The sequence below is a fragment of the Dactylosporangium salmoneum genome (assembly GCF_039532525.1).
GTDB classification, from domain to species: domain Bacteria; phylum Actinomycetota; class Actinomycetes; order Mycobacteriales; family Micromonosporaceae; genus Dactylosporangium; species Dactylosporangium salmoneum.
In genome coordinates, this window is sequence record NZ_BAAARV010000043.1 from 16,299 (window position 1) to 34,016 (window position 17,718).

Here is a 17,718-nt window from a genome sequence, read left to right on the forward strand (position 1 = left end):
GCGGCCGTGACACCGCGGGCCGCCAGGACCACGCCGACGCCGGCGGCGGCGAGCGCCGGGGCGTCGTTCACCCCGTCGCCGACCATGACGGTCGGTGCGACGGCCTGTTCGGCGCTGACGATGGCGAGTTTGTCGGCGGGGTCGCGGTCGGCGTACACGGCGTCGACGCCGGCGACCCGCCCGACGGTCTCCGCGATGTCCGCCCGGTCCCCGGTGACCAGGACCGTGCGCTCGATGCCGGCGTCGCGCAGCGTCCGCATCATGCGCGGCGCGTCGGGCCGCAGCGGATCGGTGAGCAGCAGGACCCCGGCGGGCCGACCGTCGACCGCCGCGAACACGGTCAGCGACCCGTCCAGCGCGGCCCGCCGCCGGGCGCGGCGCACCCACTCCGGCGCGGGGCCGTCGACGACCCAGGCGGCCTTGCCGAGGCGTACCGGGCGACCCTCGACCGTTCCTTCGATGCCGAAACCGTGCAGTTCCCGCACGTTCGACGCCGCGGGCAGGCTCAGCCGGCGATCGCGGGCGGCGGTCACGATGGGCGCGGCGAGCACGTGTGCCGACGACTGGTCGAGCGAGGCGGCCAGCCGCAGGACGTCGTCGGCCGGCAGGTCATGGCCGGTGATGACCGCCGAGAGGGCGGGCCGGCCGCGGGTCAGGGTGCCGGTCTTGTCGAACAGCAGGACCCGTCCGGCGGCCAGCCGCTCGAGGGCCGCGCCGCCCTTGAGGATCACGCCGTACCGAGCCGCCCGGGACACCCCGGACATGATCGCGATCGGAGCGGCCAGCAACAGGGGGCAGGGGGTCGCCACGACCAGCACGGCCACGGCTCGCACCGCCTCACCCGAGATCGCCCAGGCCAGGCCGGCCGCCAGCAGCGTCAGCGGTACGAAGACCAGCGCGAACCGGTCGGCGAGGCGGACGAAGGGGGCGCTGCTCGCCTGAGCCCGCTCCACCAGCCGCACCACGCCCGCGTAGGTCGACGCGTCCGCGGTCTCGGTGGCCAGCATCCGCGCCGCCGCCCCGGCGTTGACCACACCGCTGCGGACGTTGTCGCCGGCCCGGCGCTCGACCGGCAGCGGCTCACCGGACAGCGCCGACTCGTCGAACACGCCGTCGTCGAGCAGCCGGCCGTCGACCGGGACGAGCTCGCCGGCGCCGACCAGCAGCCGGTCGCCGACCGCGACCCGGTCCACCGGGATCTCCTCCACGCCGTCCGGGCCCTCACGGCGGGCGATCCGCGGCGCGCCGGCGGCCAGGCGGCCGAGTTCCCGGCGGGCCCGGGCCGACGCGCGTGCCTCCAGCACGCCCCCGGTGAACAGCATGACCGCGATCACCGCGCCGGCCAGCGGTTGGCCGACCAGCAGGGCGCCCGCCAGCGCCAGCCACGCGATGACGTCGACCGAGGGCCGGCGGCGCAGCAGCGCGACGGCGATGGTGATCGTCGAGTAGGCCAGGCCGACCAGCGTCGCGCCGGTCCACAGCACGGACGCCAGGCCGCCCGCCCCCACGGCGGCGGCCGCCACACCGGCGATGAGCACCAGCGTCGCCACCCCGAACAGCAGGGCCTCTCGGGCGGCCCACAGGTGACCTCGCAGCTGCGGCATCAGAGCCCTCCGTCCCGCCGGGAGCCGGTCGGTACGGCGAACCGGCCTCTATTCATGCTCCATACGCGGCGGCCACTGGTCCAAGGCCGAAGGTCCCGACCTTGGCGGGGATCTACTCCGTCCTCGCCGGTGCCGGATCGGCCCTCGCCGGTGCCGGATCGGCCATGACCGCGGTCGCGGGGAGCAGCATCGTGAAGCGGGCACCGTGCCCGGGGCTGCCGTCGATGCGCAGCTGCCCGCCGTGCGCGTCGAGCACCTCCTGCACCAGCGCCAGGCCGAGCCCGAACCGGCGGCCCGGCCGGTCGACGGGGTGTTCGCCCCGCGCGAAGCGGGCCAGCAGTTGCGTGGCCCGGGCCGGGTCGAGCCCCACGCCGTCGTCGATGACCGCCAGGCAGACGCGTTCGTCCACCCGGTCGACGGCGACCGTGACGGTGCCTCCCGCGCTGACGTGGGCGAGGGCGTTGTCGACCAGCGCCGCGAGGGCCCGGCGCAGCGAGGAACGCACCCCGGTCACCTCCGTGGGGCCCGCGCCGATGACGGTGCGCAGCGTGACGTGTTGCTCACTGGCGTACGGCTCCACCGACGCGGCAAGCTCCCGCGCCAGGTCGGCGGCGTCGAACGTCACGCCCCGGGCCGGCCGGTGCGACAGCTCCGCGGACAGCAGCAGGTCCTCGACCACCTCGCCGAGAGCGTGGGTGTCGGCCACGAGCTCGGCCACGTCGGCGCGTACCCGTTCGGCGTCGACGTCCCGGTTGAGGCGCCGCTGCAGCAGCTCAGCGCGGGTGTGCAGCACGGCCAGGGGCGTGCGCAGCTCGTGGCTGGCGTCCGCCACGAAGCGTCGCTGCAGCGAGAGGGCGCGCGCCAGCGGGCGCACCGCCCGCCGGCCGAGGACGGCGCCGACCGATGCGGCCGCGACGATCCCGATCAGGCCGGCGATCAGCAGCGACCCGACGAGGCGTTCGCCGGACTCCTCGCGGGCGGTGACGTCGAGCAGGCCGACGGTCCGGCTGCCGTCGGCGCGGTCCACCACGTACGCCTCGTAATGCCGGCCGTTGATCGTCGCGTTGCCGCGTCCGGGCCGCAGCCGGGTGACGTCCGAGCGGAGGACGGCGGGCGGAGTGCCACCGCTCGCCATGACGACGCCGTCGGGTGTGCGGCGCAGCAGTACCACGCCTTCGGTGCCGGTCAGGTCCGCGCCGGCGGCGAGCGTCTGCACGCGGACGGTGCGCTCCTCGGCCAGGTGCTCGGCGCGGATGGTCAGCGAGAACGCCAGCACGCTGACGAGGATGACGGTCGCGGCGACGGCGGCGGCCACCTGCACGGCGATCACGGCGGTGGCCCGGCGCAGCAGGCGCGACTCGGGGTTGGCCGTCATGCGGAGCCGATCTGGTAGCCGAGGCCGCGTACCGTCCGGATCACCGGGCGGCCCAGCTTCCGGCGCAGGTAGTGCACGTACGTGTCGACGACGCCCGGGTTCTCGGCGGCGTCGAAGACGAGCGTGCGCAGGTCGTCGCGGGTGAACACCTGGTGCGGCCGGGTGGCGAGCGTCTGCAGGAGCGCGCACTCGCGGTCCGACAGCGCCACCACGTCACCCGACCGGTCGCGCACCTGCCGGGTCGTCACGTCGAGCCACCGGCCCCCGATCGACAGCAGGTCCGCGCGGTCGAGGTGGCGGCGGCGCAGTGCCCGCAGCCGGGCCAGCAGCTCGTCGGCGTCGAACGGTTTGGTCAGGTAGTCCTCGGCCCCGGCGTCGAGGCCCTCGACCCGGTCGGCGACCGTGCCCCGGGCGGTGAGCACGAGCGCCGGCGTGGTCACGCCGCGCCCGCGCAACCGGCGCAGCACGTCCAGCCCCTCGATCGCCGGCAGCCGCCGGTCGAGGACGATGGCGTCGTACGAGCGGGCCAGCCCGAAATGCAGCCCCTCCTGCCCGTCGCGGGCCCATTCCACCAGGTAGCCCTCGTCGGCCAGCAGCTCCTGCAGCACGCCGGCCAAGCGCCGGTCGTCTTCGATCAGCAGGAGCCTGGGTGGTGCGGGGGCGTTGAGCACGGGCTCTAGCTTGGCACGGGCCGGCCTAAGAATCCTCGAAGAACGGCGGGGCACAGTGGCGGCGAGATCGTCGGACGAGGGAGGCATCGTTTCGTGCCGGACACCGTCAACGGCCTGCCGCTGCAGCACGACCCCGCACGGCGGTGGCTGCCGCCCACAACGGGTGGCCGGGTGCGACCCGGACGACGGCGAGGGTCGGGGCCGCGCGCATGGTCGGCCGATCTTGTGGGCGCCGCAGCGATGCTCAGCATGCTCGTGGTCGTGGCGCTCTGGGTGCACAACCGGGGCGTGCAGGACCTCACCGGCGTGGCGTCCGGGCTGACCTCGCTCGGCCGGCTCACCGGCCTGGTCTCCGCCGATCTGCTGCTCGTACAGGTGCTCCTCATGGCCCGCGTGCCGTGGGTCGAGCGCACCTTCGGCCAGGACCGCCTCGCCGCGTGGCACCGCTGGACCGGGTTCACCTCCTTCAACCTCATGCTGGCGCACATCGTCCTGATCACCGTCGGCTACGCGGCGAGCGAGAACGCGGGCCTGCCGGGCGAGCTCTGGCGGCTGGTGACCACGTACCCGGGGATGCTGCTGGCGGCCGCGGCGACGGTCGCGCTCACCCTCGTCGTGGTGACGTCGGTACGCGCGGCCCGCCGCCGGCTGCGCTACGAGTCATGGCACCTGCTGCACCTGTACGCGTACCTCGGCGTGGCCCTGGCCATCCCGCACGAGCTGTGGACCGGCACCGACTTCGTCTTCTCGCCGGCGGCGCGCGCGTACTGGTGGACGATCTACCTCGCGGCGGCCGGCTGCCTGGCGCTGTTCCGGCTCGGACTGCCGGCCTGGCGCACGCTGCGGCACCGGCCGGTCGTCTCCGCCGTGGTGCCCGAAGGCCCCGGGGTGTTCTCCGTGTACCTGCGCGGCCGGCACCTGGACCGGCTGCCGGCGCGCGCCGGGCAGTTCTTCCTGTGGCGCTTCCTGGACGGGCCGGGCTGGTCGCGGGCCAACCCGTACTCGCTGTCGGCGGGGCCCCGGCCGGACCTGCTGCGGGTGACCGTGAAGGACCTCGGCGAGGGCAGCCGGCGGGTCGCGACGATCCGGCCCGGCACAAGGGTGCTCGTCGAGGGTCCGTACGGCCGGTTGACCGCGCCGCCCGCCGACGGCCGCCCGATCACCATGATCGCCAGCGGCGTCGGGATCACTCCGCTGCGGGCGCTGCTCGACGAGGTCCGGGTGCCGGTGACGCTGCTCTACCGCGCGCGTACCGCGGACGACCTGCTGTTCAAGGACGAGCTGGACGCGGCGGTCGCCACCGGACGGCTCCAGGTCGGCTACCTGGTCGGGCCGCGCTCCCGGGAAGGCTCCTGGGTCCCGGCCGGATTCCGGGACGACCAGCTTCGCCGGTGGGTGCCCGGCATCCGCGACCATCACGTGTACGTCTGCGGGCCCGACGCCTGGATGTCCGCCGCCTCGGCGGCGGTACTGCGCGCCGGTGTACCCCCGCAGCGCCTGCACACCGAGCGGTTCAGCTGGTAGGAGAGCACGGATGAGGCGGATCACGCTGTGGCTGGTGTCCACCGTGGCGGTGGTCGTACTGCTGTTCAGCTACCGCACCAGCACGATGGGCGCGGCGGCACCGAACACTCCCGGCGTCGTCGCCGCGGCGCCGGGCGTCGTACCCAACGGCCCAGTCCCCGGATCGTCGGCGGGCTCATCCGGCCCGTCGGGCGCCACGGTCGTCAACGGCACCGTCGCGCAGACCCGCTGGGGGCCGGTGCAGGTACGGGTGACGATCTCCGGCAGCCGGATCACGGACGTCGTCGCGCTGCAGGTGCCCAATGGCAACCGGCGGGATCGGGAGATCAACGGGTACGCGGTGCCGGCGCTGCACGACGAGGTCCTGCAGGCGCAGAGCGCCAACATCGACTCGGTGTCCGGCGCCACCGTCACCAGCGACGGTTACCGCCGTTCCCTGCAGGCCGCGCTCGACGCCGCGCACTTCGGCTCCTGAACCGCGCCGGCGCCGGCGAGGCACTCACCGTGACCAGCGACGGCTACATCGAGTCGCTCCAGGCCGCCCTCGACGCCGCCCACCTGTCATGACCCGCCGCCCCACGGCGGCGATGGGCCCGCCGTCCCAGGATTAGCACCGGCCTGCTCGGGTATGCGCCGCGGATGCCGTACGAGGAACGCCTGGACGAGTCGGGTGGGTACCGCGCGGGATGAGGGAGCTGTCCGTGGCGCCGGTCGCCGTCGTCGGCGACGAGACCACGCTCACCGACGCGGTGTGGCAGAACGCGACCGCCGCGCCGGACGCGGTCCAGTTTCTCCGCCGCGTCGGCGGCGAGTGGCAGGGCGTCACCTGCGCGCAGTTCCGCGACGGCGTGATCGCCCTGGCCCGGGGGCTGATCGCCGCCGGCGTCCAGGCCGGTGACCGGATAGGGCTGATGAGCGGCACCCGGTACGAGTGGACGCTCATCGACTACGCGATCTGGGCGGCCGGCGCGGTCACCGTGCCGATCTACGAGACCTCCAGCCCCGACCAGGTGGCCTGGATCCTGTCGGACTCCGGCGCGGTCGCATGCTTCGTCGAGACCGACGTGCACCGCGCAGCCCTGGCGAAATCCCGTCACCCGCTGCCCGGCGGGGTCGGCCCCTGGCAGATCGAAGGCCGGCACGCCGTCATCGACGGGCTGGTGGCCGAGGGTGCCGCCGTTGCCGTCGAGGACGTCGAGCGGCGCCGGCACGCCGTCGGCGCCGACGACATCGCCACCATCATCTACACCAGCGGTACGACCGGGCGACCCAAGGGCTGCGCGCTGACCCACCGCAACCTGTCCTCCGCCATCTGCAACACGCTGCCCGGACTGGGGTCGCTGTTCGGCAAGGACGCGTCCACCCTGCTGTTCCTGCCGCTGGCCCACGCGTTCGCGCGCATCGTCCAGATCGGCTGCGTGCAGGCCCGCGTCCGGATGGGCTACTCCCCCGGCGGCGCGAACCTCGCCGCCGACCTGGAGTCGTTCCGGCCCACGTTCGTCCTGTCGGTGCCCCGGATGTTCGAGAAGATCTACGCCACCGCGCAGCAGCGGGCCAACGGCGGCATCTTCCGGCGCGCCGAGCAGGTGGCGGTCGCGTACAGCCGATCGCTCGACCGCGGGGGCCCCGGCCTCCTGCTGCGGCTGCGGCACGCGCTGTTCGGCATGCTGGTCTACCGCAAGGTGCGCGCCGCGCTCGGCGGCGGCTGCCGGCACGCGATCTGTGGCGGCGCGCCACTCGGCGAACGGCTGGCGCACTTCTACCGGGGGGCCGGCATCGACGTGCGCGAGGGCTACGGCCTCACCGAGACGTCATCGGTCGTGGCGTTCAACTTCGACGACGGCGTCCGCATCGGTACCGCCGGCCGGCCGGTGCCGGGCACGACCGTCCGCATCGCCGGCGACGGCGAGATCCTCGTCGACGGGCCGCAGGTCTTCGCCCGCTACTGGAACAACGAGACGGCGACGGCGCAGTGCCTGGATCAGGACGGCTGGTTCCACACGGGGGACCTCGGCGACCTCGACGGCGACGGGTTCCTGCGGATCACCGGCCGCAAGAAGGACCTGATCGTCACCGCCGGCGGCAAGAACGTCGTGCCGGGCGAGCTGGAGGACCGGCTGCGTGCCCATCCACTGGTGAGCCAGTGCGTGGTCGTCGGCGACCGGCTGCCGTTCGTCTCCGCCCTCGTCACGCTCGACGAGCACGCGTTCGCGACGTGGAAGGCCCACAACGGCAAGCCTGCCGGCGCCACCGTCGCCGATCTGCGGGCCGACACGCGGCTGTGCTCCGCCGTACAACAGGCCGTCGACGACGCCAACCAGACCGTCTCCAAGGCCGAGTCGATCCGCGCCTTCCGCATCCTGCCCCACGACTTCAGCGAGTCCACCGGCGAGCTGACCGCGACCCAGAAGATCAAACGGCAGGTCGTGACCGACGAGCACGCCGAGGAGATCGCCGCCATGTACGGCTGACGCCTCGCCCGGCCGGTCCGCGGCTCACGCCACCGCCGATCCGTACAATGGACGCGATGAGCGCCTACCCCGGCCCGACGCGCACCACCGCCGCGTGGTGCCCGTCGCCGTGGGTACCGACCTGCCCGGCCGGCGTGATGCGCCATCCCGGCACGAACGGATGGCTGTCGTCCTGGGGTACCAACGCCCACGGCGAGATCGCCGGCTGCCCACCCGGCAACCACCGCAGCTGACCAGCATTCCCTGGCGCGATCCGGCGCCAGGTCATCGGTAGCTGTCCACCCTCGAACGCCCGCGGCGTCGCGCCGCCCGGCCGAGAGGGTGCCTCCACGACTCCGGATGGGGTGAGGTCTGCGGTGAGTATTGATCATGACGTGACCGGAAACGGCCGCGGTGCACGTCTCGGCGCCCGCGTCGGCGCCGCGCTGCGCCGGGACGTGGTCGGTGGCGTACTCCTGCTCGCGGCGACGGCCGCGGCGCTGGTGTGGGCGAACTCGCCCTGGTCAGCAAGCTACGAAACGCTGCGCACCACGACCGTGGGCCCCGCGGGATGGCACCTGCGCCTGACCCTGCAGGCGTGGGCGGCCGACGGGCTGCTCGCGGTGTTCTTCTTCCTCGTCGGCAACGAGCTCAAGCAGGAGCTCGTCCACGGCGAGCTGCGCCATCCCCGGCGGGCGCTGCTGCCGGTCGCCGCCGCGCTCGCCGGGGTGGTCGTTCCGGCGCTGGTGTTCGCCGTCGTCAACCTCGGCCGCGGCGAGGCCGCCGCCGGCTGGGGCATCCCGATGGCAACAGACGTCGCGTTCGCGGTCGCGATCCTGGCCATGGTCGGCCGCGGCCTCCCGCCGGCGCTGCGCACCTTCCTGCTGACCCTCGCCATCGTCGACGACCTCGCCGCGATCATCGTCATCGCGGTCTTCTACGCCGCCGCGATCAGCTGGCCGGCCCTCATGGCCGCGGTCGGGCTGCTGGCAGTGTTCGGCCTCCTGCAGACCCCGAGGGGCGCCCGAGTACTGCGCCGCCTCCGCGTTCCGGGCTGGGCGCTCGGCGTGCCGCTGGCCGTGGCGATCTGGACGCTGACGCACCACAGCGGGGTCCACGCCACCATCGCCGGCGCCGCCATGGGCCTGCTCATGCGCACCCAGCGCGAGCCCGGCGAACCGGCCGACCCCAGCCACCGCGCCGAGCACCTGCTCCGCCCGGTCACGACCGCGCTCGTCCTGCCGGTCTTCGCCCTCACGGCCGCCGGCGTGACCTTCGGTGCCGCCGGCAACCCCTTCACCACGACCGTCACCATCGGCGTCATCCTCGGCCTGGCCGCCGGGAAGGTCATCGGCATCGCCGGCGGCGCCTGGCTCACCGCCAGACTCAGCCCAGCCGAGCTCAACCCGGCGCTGGGCTGGTGGGACATCGTCGGCATGGCCCAGCTCGCCGGCATCGGGTTCACCGTGTCCCTGCTCATGGCCGAGCTGTCCTACCCGGACAGCGAGCAGCTCCTCGGCGATGCCAAGAGCGGCGTGCTCGCGGGTTCGGCCATCGCGACCCTCCTCGCCGCGATCGTGCTCGCCGTGCGCGCACGACACCGGCGCCGGACAGCCACCTGATCCACCACCGGCCGGCCACTCACCGGCGCTCGCCTCAGCCGCTGCGGGAAGCGAGGCGGTCGGCATCTCCGCCCATCGTCCGGAGCATCGGCGCCCCGCCGGAGGCGAAGAACCGGATCAGCAGCACGGTGGCGACCGCCAGGAAGGCCAGGTTGAGCCAGGTGGTGTAGTTCCACGAGATCTGGGCCTCGCTGACGGAGGCGTTGCGTTGCCCGGGGGTCAGGTGCAGCAGTGCGAAGAGCAGCTCGATGGCGTACCCGGCGAGGACCATGGTGACGTAGAAGGTGGCGGCGATGAAGCCGGCCATCTTCCAGCCGTAGTACTTCCGGTAGATGTTGAGGATCGGCAGGATGATCAGATCGGCGAAGATGAAGGACACGACGCCGCCGAAGCTGATCCCGCCGTTCCACAACACCGCCGCGAGGGGGACGTTGCCGATCGAGCAGACGAAGCTCAGCACCGCGACGACCGGGCCGACCAGCGGGCCCCACACCGCGGCCCACAGCGGATGGCCGGTGAGGAAGAAGCGCTGCCAGAAGTCGGCCGGTACCCAGGCGGCGAGCGCGCCGGTGATCAGCAGACCGGCGGCGATGTCACGCCAGATCGCGGCCCACTCCATGACGAAGATGTGCGACACCGCGGTGAAGCCCCGTGCCGAGGTCAGCCGCCGCCAGAACGAGCCCTCCCCGGTGACCGACATGTCCATCGCGGCGTGCCCCTCCATCGACCCGGCCACACCCCGGTTCGCGTGCGCGAGCGCGTCCTCGACCATCCGCCGGCGCAGGAAGATCCGGAACAGTACGGCGAGCAGCACGATCATGATCGGGCCGCCGATGAACTCGGCGAGCGTGAACCGCCAGCCCATCAGCAGTGCCAGGATGATGCCCAGCTCGATGACCAGGTTGGTCGAGGCGATCTCGAACGTCATCGCCGCCGTGAAGCTCGCACCCTTGCGAAACAGCGACCGCGCCAGCGCGACGGAGGCGTAGGAGCACGACGACGAGGCCACGCCCAGGCCCGTCGCCGCGGCGAGCGCGGCGGGCGAGTCGCCGCCCAGCGCACGGCCGACGCTGCCGCGACGGACCACCGCCTGCACGACCGCCGACAGCGTGAACCCGAGGATCAACGCCCACAGGATCTGCCACGTCATCGACCCGCTGATCGCCAGCGCATGCCACAACCAGCCCACGGTCGCTCCCTCCTGCCGCCACTCCCCTTCACCGGGCGGTGCGAGGCCGCAGGGAAACGGCGGAAAGCGGGCGTTCGTCAGCCGCGTACCCGAACGGCCCCGCCGCTAACCCGCGTCATCGCAGCGGGCGGATGAGCAGGCCGTCGAACTCTTCGCCGAACGGATAAGGGTCGAGGTCGCCGCCGAGGAGCATCAGGACCTCGTCCGGGCCGCAGGCCGGGCTCGCGAAGTACTGCATCGCGGCGCCGTTGGTCCCGATGTACAGCAGCTCGCCCATCGGGATGTCGAAGTCCTCGTCCCAGCCCGGCAGGTCGTCGCCGGCCTCGGCGACGTAGAGCAACGCGAGAGCCGGCGACGCTGCACTTCCGCAAGGAGAACGGCTCGTGGAAGGTCTGCGCCCCGGCCGCCGAGTCTCCGTCCGCCTCGGCCGGCCCGAGCGCGAGCCCCTCCCGCTGACCCGGCACGACACGAAGGCGATCACGCCCCGGCCCGCCGGGTGCGCACGACGACGAACGGGATCACGGCGAGGGCGAGCAGGCCGCCGATGATGGAGAGCGTGGCATAGCTGGTGGCGGACATGACCAGGCCGCTGGCGATGCCGCCGCCGGCGCCGGCCAGGGCGATGCACAGGTCGACGTTGCCCTGGATCCTGGCGCGCCGTTCCACCGGCGCGGCGTCGGTGATCATGGCGGTGCCGGAGACGAGGCCGAGGTTCCAGCCGAGGCCGAGCAGGATCAGCGCGAGGGCGAGCAGCGGCACGGAGTCGTCGGGGGCGGTGGCCGAGACGATGCCGGCGGCGAGCAGGGTGACACCGGAGGCGACGGCGATCGGCACGCGGCCGATGCGGTCGACGAGGATGCCGGTGAACAGCGACGGCAGGTACATGGCGGCGATGTGCAGGGAGATGACCAGGCCGGTGGCGGCCAGGTCGTGGCCGTGGGCGCGCATGTGGACCGGGGTCATGGTCATGACCGCGACCATGACGAGCTGAGTGAGGACCATGGTCGCGGCGCCGGCGGTCACGCTCGCGGACCCCCTCCGGGCCTCGGTCGCGGCCGGGGCCGGGTCGGGCGGCAGGGTCCGGGAGATCAGCAGCGGGTCCGGGCGCAGCAGCAGGAACAGGATCACGCCGGCGAAGGCGTAGGCGACAGCGGCCAGGGCGAACGGGCCGGCCAGGGCGGGCAGCCCGAAGTGCTCGGCGCCCCGGCCGGTGGCCGCGACGAGGTTGGGGCCGATGACCGCGCCGACGGTGGTGGTGACGAGCACGGAGCTGACGGCCCGGCCCCGGCGGCCCGGCCCGCTCAGGTCGGCGCCGGCGTAGCGGGCCTGCAGGTTGGTGGCGGTGCCGGCGCCGTAGACGAGCAGCGAGACCAGGAGCAGGGCGACGTTGCCGAGGGCCGCGGCGGCGACGACCCCGGCGCCGCCGAGCGCGCCGGCGGCATATCCGGCGGCCAGGCCGACGCGGCGGCCGAGGCGCTGCGACAGGCGCCCGACGGTGAGGGCGGCCACGGCGGACCCGCCCGTGTAGAGGGCCGCCGGCAGGCCCGACAGGGCGCTGGCACCGAGCATCTGCTCGGCCAGCAGGGCGCCGACCGTCACGCCGGCGGCCAGGCCGGCGCCGCTGAACACCTGCGAGGCCATCACCACGCTCAACGTCCGCTGGTGCAGGGCCAGCCGGGCCTCGGGGTTGTCGACGTACTCCGTGAGGGTCACCGCCCTTGTATACATCATGTATCCTACGGCGGTGAAGAGTCAGCAACAGGCGAAGCGGCGCCGCAACCGGCGCATCGCGGTCGCGGCCGGCGCGATCGTCGCCTTCCTCGGCGTGGTCCTGACCGCTCAGCTCACCGGCGGGCGGAGCCCGGTCGCCGCCCCGGCCGCCCCCACGGCCTCGGCGAGCGCGGGCGGCGCCAGAACCGGCGAGCTCGCCTTCGTCCGCCGCCAGCAGAGCGACCCGATGGCGGTCGGCGACGTGGACGCGCCCGTGGTCCTGGTCCAGTGGACCGACATGCGCTGCCCGTACTGCGCGGTCTTCAACCGCGAGACATTGCCGGTGCTGCGCCGCGAGTACGTGGACACCGGCAAGGTCCGCATCGAGGTGCACGACGTCGCGTACTTCGGGGAGCAGTCCGAGAACGCGGCCATCGCCGCGCGAGCAGCGGCCGAGCAGGGCCGATTCTTCGAGTACCTCAGCGCGGTGTACAAGGAGGCCCCCGAGCACGGGCACCCGGAGCTGCCGCGCGAGCGCCTGATCGCGTTCGCCGAGAAGGCCGGCGTGCCCGACATCGCGCGGTTCACCGCCGACCTGGACGACAGCGGCCTGCGCGCCGCGGCGGCGGCCAGCAACGGCGAGGCCGAGCGGCTGGGTGTCACCAGCGTCCCGTTCTTCGTCGCCGGCAACAGCGCGCTGTCCGGCGCGCAGCCGACTTCAGTGTTCCGCGAGTACCTGGACGCGGCGATCGCCAAGGCGGGCTGACCGTGGACCTCGGCCTGCTCAGCGCATTGCTCGGGGGCGTGCTGACCCTGCTCAGCCCCTGTTCGGCGATGCTGCTGCCGGCATTCTTCTCGTACGCCTTCACCGGTCCGGGCCTGCTGATCAGCCGGACCGCGCTGTTCTACCTGGGGCTGATCACGACCCTCGTGCCGCTGGGCGTGCTCGCCGGCACCGTGGGATCCTTCGTCAGCCAGCACCGGTACGCGTTCGTCACGGTCGCGGCGGTCGTCGTGATCCTGCTCGGGCTCGTCATGCTGGCCAACATCCCGATCCCGGGCCTGTCCCGCACCGGGACGCAGAGCACCTCGGCGGCATCCGTCTACGCCCTCGGCACGATCTACGGCCTCGCCGGGGTCTGCGCCGGCCCGCTGCTCGGCGCGGTGCTCACCGTCGCCGCCGTCGGTGGCAACGCCCTCTACGGCGGCATCGTGCTGCTCGTCTTCGCCGCGGGCATGACCCTTCCACTGCTGGTCCTGGCCCTGCTATGGGGGCGGCTGCCGTTCGTGCGCGGACTGGTCCGCCCCCGCGGGATCCGCCTCGGGCGCTGGCGCAACACCTGGACCGGCGTCGTCAGCGGCACCCTGACCATCGCGATCGGCGTCCTGCTGCTGGCCACCGACGGCACCACGTCGCTGGGCGGCATCCTCGGCGCCTCCGACCAGGCGGCGCTCGAGGACCGGGTCCGGCGGGCCACCGGCGGCGTGCCGGACCTCCTCGTGGCCGCGGTCGCGGTCTGCGGCGCCGGGGCGGCGTGGCTGTTCATCCGCGTTCGAGCGGCCCGCCGCTGACGGGATACCTTGGTGACGCGTACGTCGCGTCACCGCGGAGGAGAACAGTCGTTGGACGGCAGCGCAAGTGCGGCGGAACGGGCCTACCAGGCGATCCGTGACGGCATCCTCAACGGTGTCCACCCGGCGGGCACCATGCTGGGCGAGGAGGCCCTGGCCACGGAGATCGGGGTCAGCCGCACGCCGGTGCGTTCCGCGCTCAGCCGGCTGCAGGACGAGGGGTGGATCGTCATCTACCCCAAGCGCGGGGCGCTCGTGCAGGGGCTCAGCGAGCGGGCGGTGGCCGACCTCGAGGATGCCCGCCTGATGCTGGAATCCACCGGGGCGAGCCGGGCCGGTGCCGAGATCCGGGACGAGCTCGCCGAGCGGCTGCGGGAGTCGATCGCGGCGCAGCGCGAGGCCTTCAGGACCCGCGATGTCCGGCGCTTCATCGAGTTGACGATCCGCTTCCACCGCGCCTTCGTGGAAGCCGCGGGCAACGACGTCCTGCTCGAGCTGAACGACCGGCTCGCCGACCGGCAGCGGTTCCTGCTGTTCAGCAAGGGCGACCGGCTCCTCGCCCGCTGCGACGACATCGTCGCCGAGCACGAGGAGCTCGTCGAGCGCCTGCGTACCGGTGACGCCGCCGGGTTCACCGATGCCCTTCGGCAGCACCTGGCCGACAACTACGCCCCGCCGGTCACGACGGGCTACGAGCGCGGGTCGCAGACCACGAGATAGCCCGCGCGCCGCGACCGCGGTCCCCCTCAGTCGAGCCTGGGCCCGGGCGTTTCCCAGCGCATGATGAGCTCGATGCGGCCCGCGGCGGTGCGGCGGGTGGACCAGGAAGCCCTGGGCGTACGGGCGTTGCGGTCGGTCGGCATGGCGGTTCCTTTCGAGAAGCGTGCGCGTCAGCGGGTTCGGCACCTGGATTCATCCTGACGTTAACCTCCCGTTCAACTCATTCGCCAACCCGACAGGCCGCCGGTGAGCACGCCCACACGTTCCCTCCAGGACGCGGGTGTCCTCGCTCAGCACGAGGCGAAGCAACTCGCCGGCGCGCTGACCCAGGCGCGCAGCGCCGCCGAGGCCGGCCGCACCGACGAAGCCCTCGCCCACGTCACCAGGTTCGTCGACCGGGCCACCAAGCTCGGCGCCCCCACATCGCTGACCCGCGATGGAAAGGTACTGCTGGACCAGATCCGCAAGTAGCACCGGACGGGCGAGCGGGAGTCCGCGCAGCGGCGCGGGCTCCCGCTCGCAGCTTGACCGGCGAAGGGCTGCGATTCGCCTCCCGGCCGGTGCCGTGAAGAATGGCGGGGTGCGTTTCGGCATTCTGGGGCCGCTCGAGGTCCGCGGCGAGGACGGGGAGCCCGTCGCGGTCGGCGGGCCGAAGCCGCGTGCGCTGCTGACCCGGCTGCTGCTGGAGGCCGGGCAGGTCGTGCCGCTGGAGCGGCTCGGCGGGGAGAGCGCCAACGCGCTGCAGGCGCAGGTGTCGCGGCTGCGGCGGGCGCTGCCGGGGGCGCCGGTCGAGTTCGCCGGGGTCGGCTACCGCATCGCCGCCGACCCGCAGGACGTCGACGCCCACCGGTTCGAGCGCCTCGCCCGCGACGGCCGGCAGCTGCTCGCGGCCGGCGATTTCAAGACCGCCGCTGGTGTACTGCGGGAGGCGCTCGACCTCTGGCGCGGACCCGCCCTGGCGGACCTGCCCGACGCGGCGGCGCAGGTGGTGCGGCTGGAGGAGGCCCGGCTCGCGGCCGCCGAGGACCTCGTCGAGGCCGAGCTGGCGCTGCCCGAGGGCACGCCGGTCGGGCCGCTGCGCCGGCTGGTCGCCGAGCACCCGTTCCGGGAGCGGCTGCGCGGGCAGCTCATGCGGGCGCTGCACGCGGCCGGGCGGAGCGCCGAGGCGCTCGCCGAGTTCGACGACGCGCGCCGGCTGCTCGCCACCGAGCTGGGGGCTGACCCGTCGGCCGAGCTGTCCGCGGTACACCTGGGGATCCTCCGGGCCGAACCGGCGCCGCCGGCCCGCCGGGCGCTGCCCGCCCCCGTGACCCGGCTCGTCGGGCGGGAGCCGGAGCTGGCCCGGCTGGCCCACACGCGCGACGACCGGCTCGTCACGCTCGCCGGGCCGGGCGGGGCCGGCAAGACCCGGCTCGCGCTGGAGGCCGCGGCCCGCGACGGGCGGGAGGCGGCGCTGGCCGACCTGTCCCGGGTCGAGGACGGCGCCCTCGTGCCGCACGCCGTCGCCGCCGCGCTCGGCCTGCGCGACGGCGGGCTCGCCCCGGCCGCCGCCGACCCGGTGCGGCTGCTCATCGGCGCCCTCGCCGGGCGGGAGCTGCTCCTCGTGGTCGACAACTGCGAGCAGGTGCTCGACGCCGCGGCCGGGCTGACCCGGACCCTGCTGGCCGAATGCCCGGGCCTGGCCGTGCTCGCCACCAGCCGCGAGCCGCTGGGCCTGACCGGCGAGGTGCTCGTCCCGGTCGGGCCGCTGCCGCCCGCCGCGGCCGAGCGGCTCTTCGCCGAGCGCGCCGCCGCGGTGCGCCCCGGGTTCACGCTCGACGCCGCCACCTCGCCCGCCGTGGCCCGCATCTGCCGCCTCGTCGACGGCCTGCCTCTCGCGATCGAGCTCGCCGCCGCCCGGCTGCGCCAGCTCGGCCTGGACGAGATCGCCGAGCGCCTGGCCGGGCACGAGCACTTCCGGGTGCTGTCGCGCGGCGACCGTACCGCGGCCGAGCGCCACCGCACCCTGCGCGCCGTCGTCGACTGGAGCTGGCAGCTGCTCGGCGACGAGGAGCGGACCGCAGCCCGGCGCTTCGCGGTGTTCGCGGGCGGCGCGACCCGCCCCGCCGCCGAGGCGGTCGCCGGGGTGTGCGAGGAGGTGCTGGCCGACCTGGTCGACCGGTCGCTGCTGACCGTGCGCGACGGGCGGTACCGGATGCTGGAGACCATCTTCCTCTACTGCCGCGACCGGCTCGCGGAGGCCGGGGAGCAGCCGGCCCTGGCCGCGGCGCACGCCGCCTACTTCCTGGACCTCGCCCGGCGGGCGGACCCGTACCTGCGCCGCGCCGAGCAGCTGGAGTGGCTGGCGACGCTCGCCGCCGAGCACGACAACCTGATGGCCGCGCTGCGCTGGTCGATCGCGAACGACCGCGACACCGCCATGCGCCTCGTCGCCGCCCTCGCCGCGTACTGGTGGCTCGCCGGCCGCCGTGGCGAGGTGACCGCCCTCGCGGCGGCGATCCTCGACGCCTTGCCGGACGGCCCGCCGGCGGGTCTCGAGGAGGAGTACGTCAGCTGCGTGGTCCACGCCGAGTCCATGGCCGCCGAGTCCCACCGCCGCCGCGCCGACACCGTCATGCGCTCGCTGGATCGCCCGCTGCGCCACCCGTTCAACGCCGCGGTGTGGGGCATGGCCCGCGTCGACGCCCCCAGCGCGGACGAGCCGTCGGTCCGCCTGCTCGGCGCCGACCCGTGGAACGCCGCCCTCGGCGAACTGGGCCAGTCCCTGCTCGCCGTCCTCGGCGGCCACCCCGACGACGACCGCCTGCTCGGCGTGCTGGACCGGTTCCGGGCCCTCGGCGAGCGCTGGGGCAGCGCCCAGGCCCTCGACTGGCTCGCCCACCTGGCCGCGTGGCGCGGCGAGTGGGCCCTGGCCCACGACCGCTGGGCCGGGGCGCTGGCCGCGCTCGGCGAGCTGGGCGCGGCCCAGGAGGCCGCGGATGTGCTGTGCCGGCGCGGCGACTGCCGCATCCGCCAGGGCGACCTCGACGGCGCGGCGACCGACTTCCACCGCGCGGCCGAGCTCTGCGCCCAGGCCGGCGCCCGTGGCGGCGCCGCCGAGCTCGGCCTGGCCGAGATCGACCGCCACCGCGGCGACCTCGACGCGGCCGGGCGGCGGCTCACCGCCACCCTGGCGGGGCTGCGGGCCGGCGACCTCGGCGCGGCGTACACGCGATCGCGGATGCTGACCGCGCTCGGCCGGGTCGCCGAGGCCCGCGGCGACCTCGACGCGGCCGGGCGGC

General features: G+C 74.3%; 16 protein-coding genes. 10 read left to right on the top strand and 6 right to left on the bottom strand.

What is annotated here, in order from left to right; genetic code table 11:
* The 3 genes from ABD352_RS25850 to ABD352_RS25860 form a co-directional block, all read right to left on the bottom strand.
* On the bottom strand, nt 1-1,604 hold a 1,604-nt coding region (locus tag ABD352_RS25850; protein WP_344615067.1), incomplete at its 3' end, for a heavy metal translocating P-type ATPase.
* 112 nt (nt 1,605-1,716) lie between these two features.
* Entirely contained in the window at nt 1,717-2,979 is a 1,263-nt protein-coding gene (locus ABD352_RS25855; protein ID WP_344615068.1) for a sensor histidine kinase, read from the bottom strand.
* Nucleotides 2,976-3,650, bottom strand: coding sequence for a response regulator transcription factor (locus tag ABD352_RS25860; protein WP_344615069.1), 675 nt, complete (start codon nt 3,648-3,650; stop codon nt 2,976-2,978). The genes ABD352_RS25855 and ABD352_RS25860 overlap by 4 nt, the downstream gene beginning before the upstream one ends.
* 249 nt (nt 3,651-3,899) lie before the next feature.
* Between ABD352_RS25860 and ABD352_RS25865 the strand changes: the two genes are divergently transcribed.
* The 5 genes from ABD352_RS25865 to nhaA all read left to right on the top strand — a co-directional run bounded on the left by ABD352_RS25865 (nt 3,900) and on the right by nhaA (nt 9,246).
* Nucleotides 3,900-5,174 (top strand): ferredoxin reductase family protein, encoded by a 1,275-nt coding sequence (locus ABD352_RS25865; RefSeq protein ID WP_344615070.1) that lies wholly within the window; start codon nt 3,900-3,902, stop codon nt 5,172-5,174.
* A 10-nt stretch (nt 5,175-5,184) separates the two neighbouring features.
* The gene (locus ABD352_RS25870) at nt 5,185-5,649 is read left to right on the top strand and encodes an FMN-binding protein (RefSeq protein WP_344615071.1); all 465 of its coding nucleotides are present in this window, start codon (nt 5,185-5,187) and stop codon (nt 5,647-5,649) included.
* A gap of 211 nt (nt 5,650-5,860) precedes the next feature.
* Nucleotides 5,861-7,645 (top strand): AMP-dependent synthetase/ligase, encoded by a 1,785-nt coding sequence (locus ABD352_RS25875; RefSeq protein WP_344615072.1) that lies wholly within the window; start codon nt 5,861-5,863, stop codon nt 7,643-7,645.
* A 56-nt stretch (nt 7,646-7,701) separates the two neighbouring features.
* Nucleotides 7,702-7,878 carry a hypothetical protein gene (locus ABD352_RS25880; RefSeq protein ID WP_344615073.1) on the top strand — a complete coding sequence of 59 codons (177 nt, stop codon included), beginning with the start codon at nt 7,702-7,704 and terminating at the stop codon, nt 7,876-7,878.
* A gap of 141 nt (nt 7,879-8,019) precedes the next feature.
* Nucleotides 8,020-9,246 (top strand): Na+/H+ antiporter NhaA, encoded by a 1,227-nt coding sequence (gene nhaA, locus ABD352_RS25885; protein ID WP_344615074.1) that lies wholly within the window; start codon nt 8,020-8,022, stop codon nt 9,244-9,246.
* A 34-nt stretch (nt 9,247-9,280) separates the two neighbouring features.
* Here nhaA and ABD352_RS25890 read toward each other — a convergent pair whose 3' ends face one another.
* From ABD352_RS25890 to ABD352_RS25900, 3 genes are all read right to left on the bottom strand, one after another.
* Nucleotides 9,281-10,435, bottom strand: coding sequence for a permease (locus ABD352_RS25890; RefSeq protein ID WP_344615075.1), 1,155 nt, complete (start codon nt 10,433-10,435; stop codon nt 9,281-9,283).
* 115 nt (nt 10,436-10,550) lie between these two features.
* On the bottom strand, nt 10,551-10,775 hold the full coding sequence (locus ABD352_RS25895) for a hypothetical protein (protein ID WP_344615076.1): 225 nt from the start codon (nt 10,773-10,775) through the stop codon (nt 10,551-10,553).
* Between the two features lie 137 nt (nt 10,776-10,912).
* On the bottom strand, nt 10,913-12,148 hold the full coding sequence (locus tag ABD352_RS25900; protein ID WP_344615077.1) for an MFS transporter: 1,236 nt from the start codon (nt 12,146-12,148) through the stop codon (nt 10,913-10,915).
* Nucleotides 12,149-12,179: 31 nt separating this feature from the next.
* On the opposite strand from ABD352_RS25900, the gene ABD352_RS25905 reads away from it, so the two are divergent.
* The 5 genes from ABD352_RS25905 to ABD352_RS25925 form a co-directional block, all read left to right on the top strand.
* Nucleotides 12,180-12,911, top strand: a complete 732-nt coding sequence (locus ABD352_RS25905) for a DsbA family protein (protein WP_344615078.1) — start codon at nt 12,180-12,182, stop codon at nt 12,909-12,911.
* A gap of 2 nt (nt 12,912-12,913) precedes the next feature.
* Nucleotides 12,914-13,717 (top strand): cytochrome c biogenesis CcdA family protein, encoded by an 804-nt coding sequence (locus tag ABD352_RS25910; RefSeq protein ID WP_344615079.1) that lies wholly within the window; start codon nt 12,914-12,916, stop codon nt 13,715-13,717.
* A gap of 51 nt (nt 13,718-13,768) precedes the next feature.
* Complete coding sequence (locus ABD352_RS25915; protein WP_344615080.1) at nt 13,769-14,437, top strand: GntR family transcriptional regulator; 669 nt, start codon at nt 13,769-13,771, stop codon at nt 14,435-14,437.
* Between the two features lie 246 nt (nt 14,438-14,683).
* The gene (locus tag ABD352_RS25920) at nt 14,684-14,908 is read left to right on the top strand and encodes an FIMAH domain-containing protein (RefSeq protein WP_344615081.1); all 225 of its coding nucleotides are present in this window, start codon (nt 14,684-14,686) and stop codon (nt 14,906-14,908) included.
* Nucleotides 14,909-15,017: 109 nt separating this feature from the next.
* A partial coding sequence (locus tag ABD352_RS25925) for an AfsR/SARP family transcriptional regulator (protein ID WP_344615082.1) occupies nt 15,018-17,718 on the top strand: 2,701 nt, incomplete at its 3' end.

Bases quoted from the DNA above. Each gene is read 5' to 3' on its own strand.
- ABD352_RS25855 (WP_344615068.1), bottom strand. From the start codon at position 2,979: ATGACGGCCAACCCCGAGTCGCGCCTGCTGCGCCGGGCCACCGCCGTG.
- ABD352_RS25865 (WP_344615070.1), top strand. From the start codon at position 3,900: ATGCTCGTGGTCGTGGCGCTCTGGGTGCACAACCGGGGCGTGCAGGAC.
- ABD352_RS25870 (WP_344615071.1), top strand. From the start codon at position 5,185: ATGAGGCGGATCACGCTGTGGCTGGTGTCCACCGTGGCGGTGGTCGTA.
- ABD352_RS25875 (WP_344615072.1), top strand. From the start codon at position 5,861: ATGAGGGAGCTGTCCGTGGCGCCGGTCGCCGTCGTCGGCGACGAGACC.
- ABD352_RS25880 (WP_344615073.1), top strand. From the start codon at position 7,702: ATGAGCGCCTACCCCGGCCCGACGCGCACCACCGCCGCGTGGTGCCCG.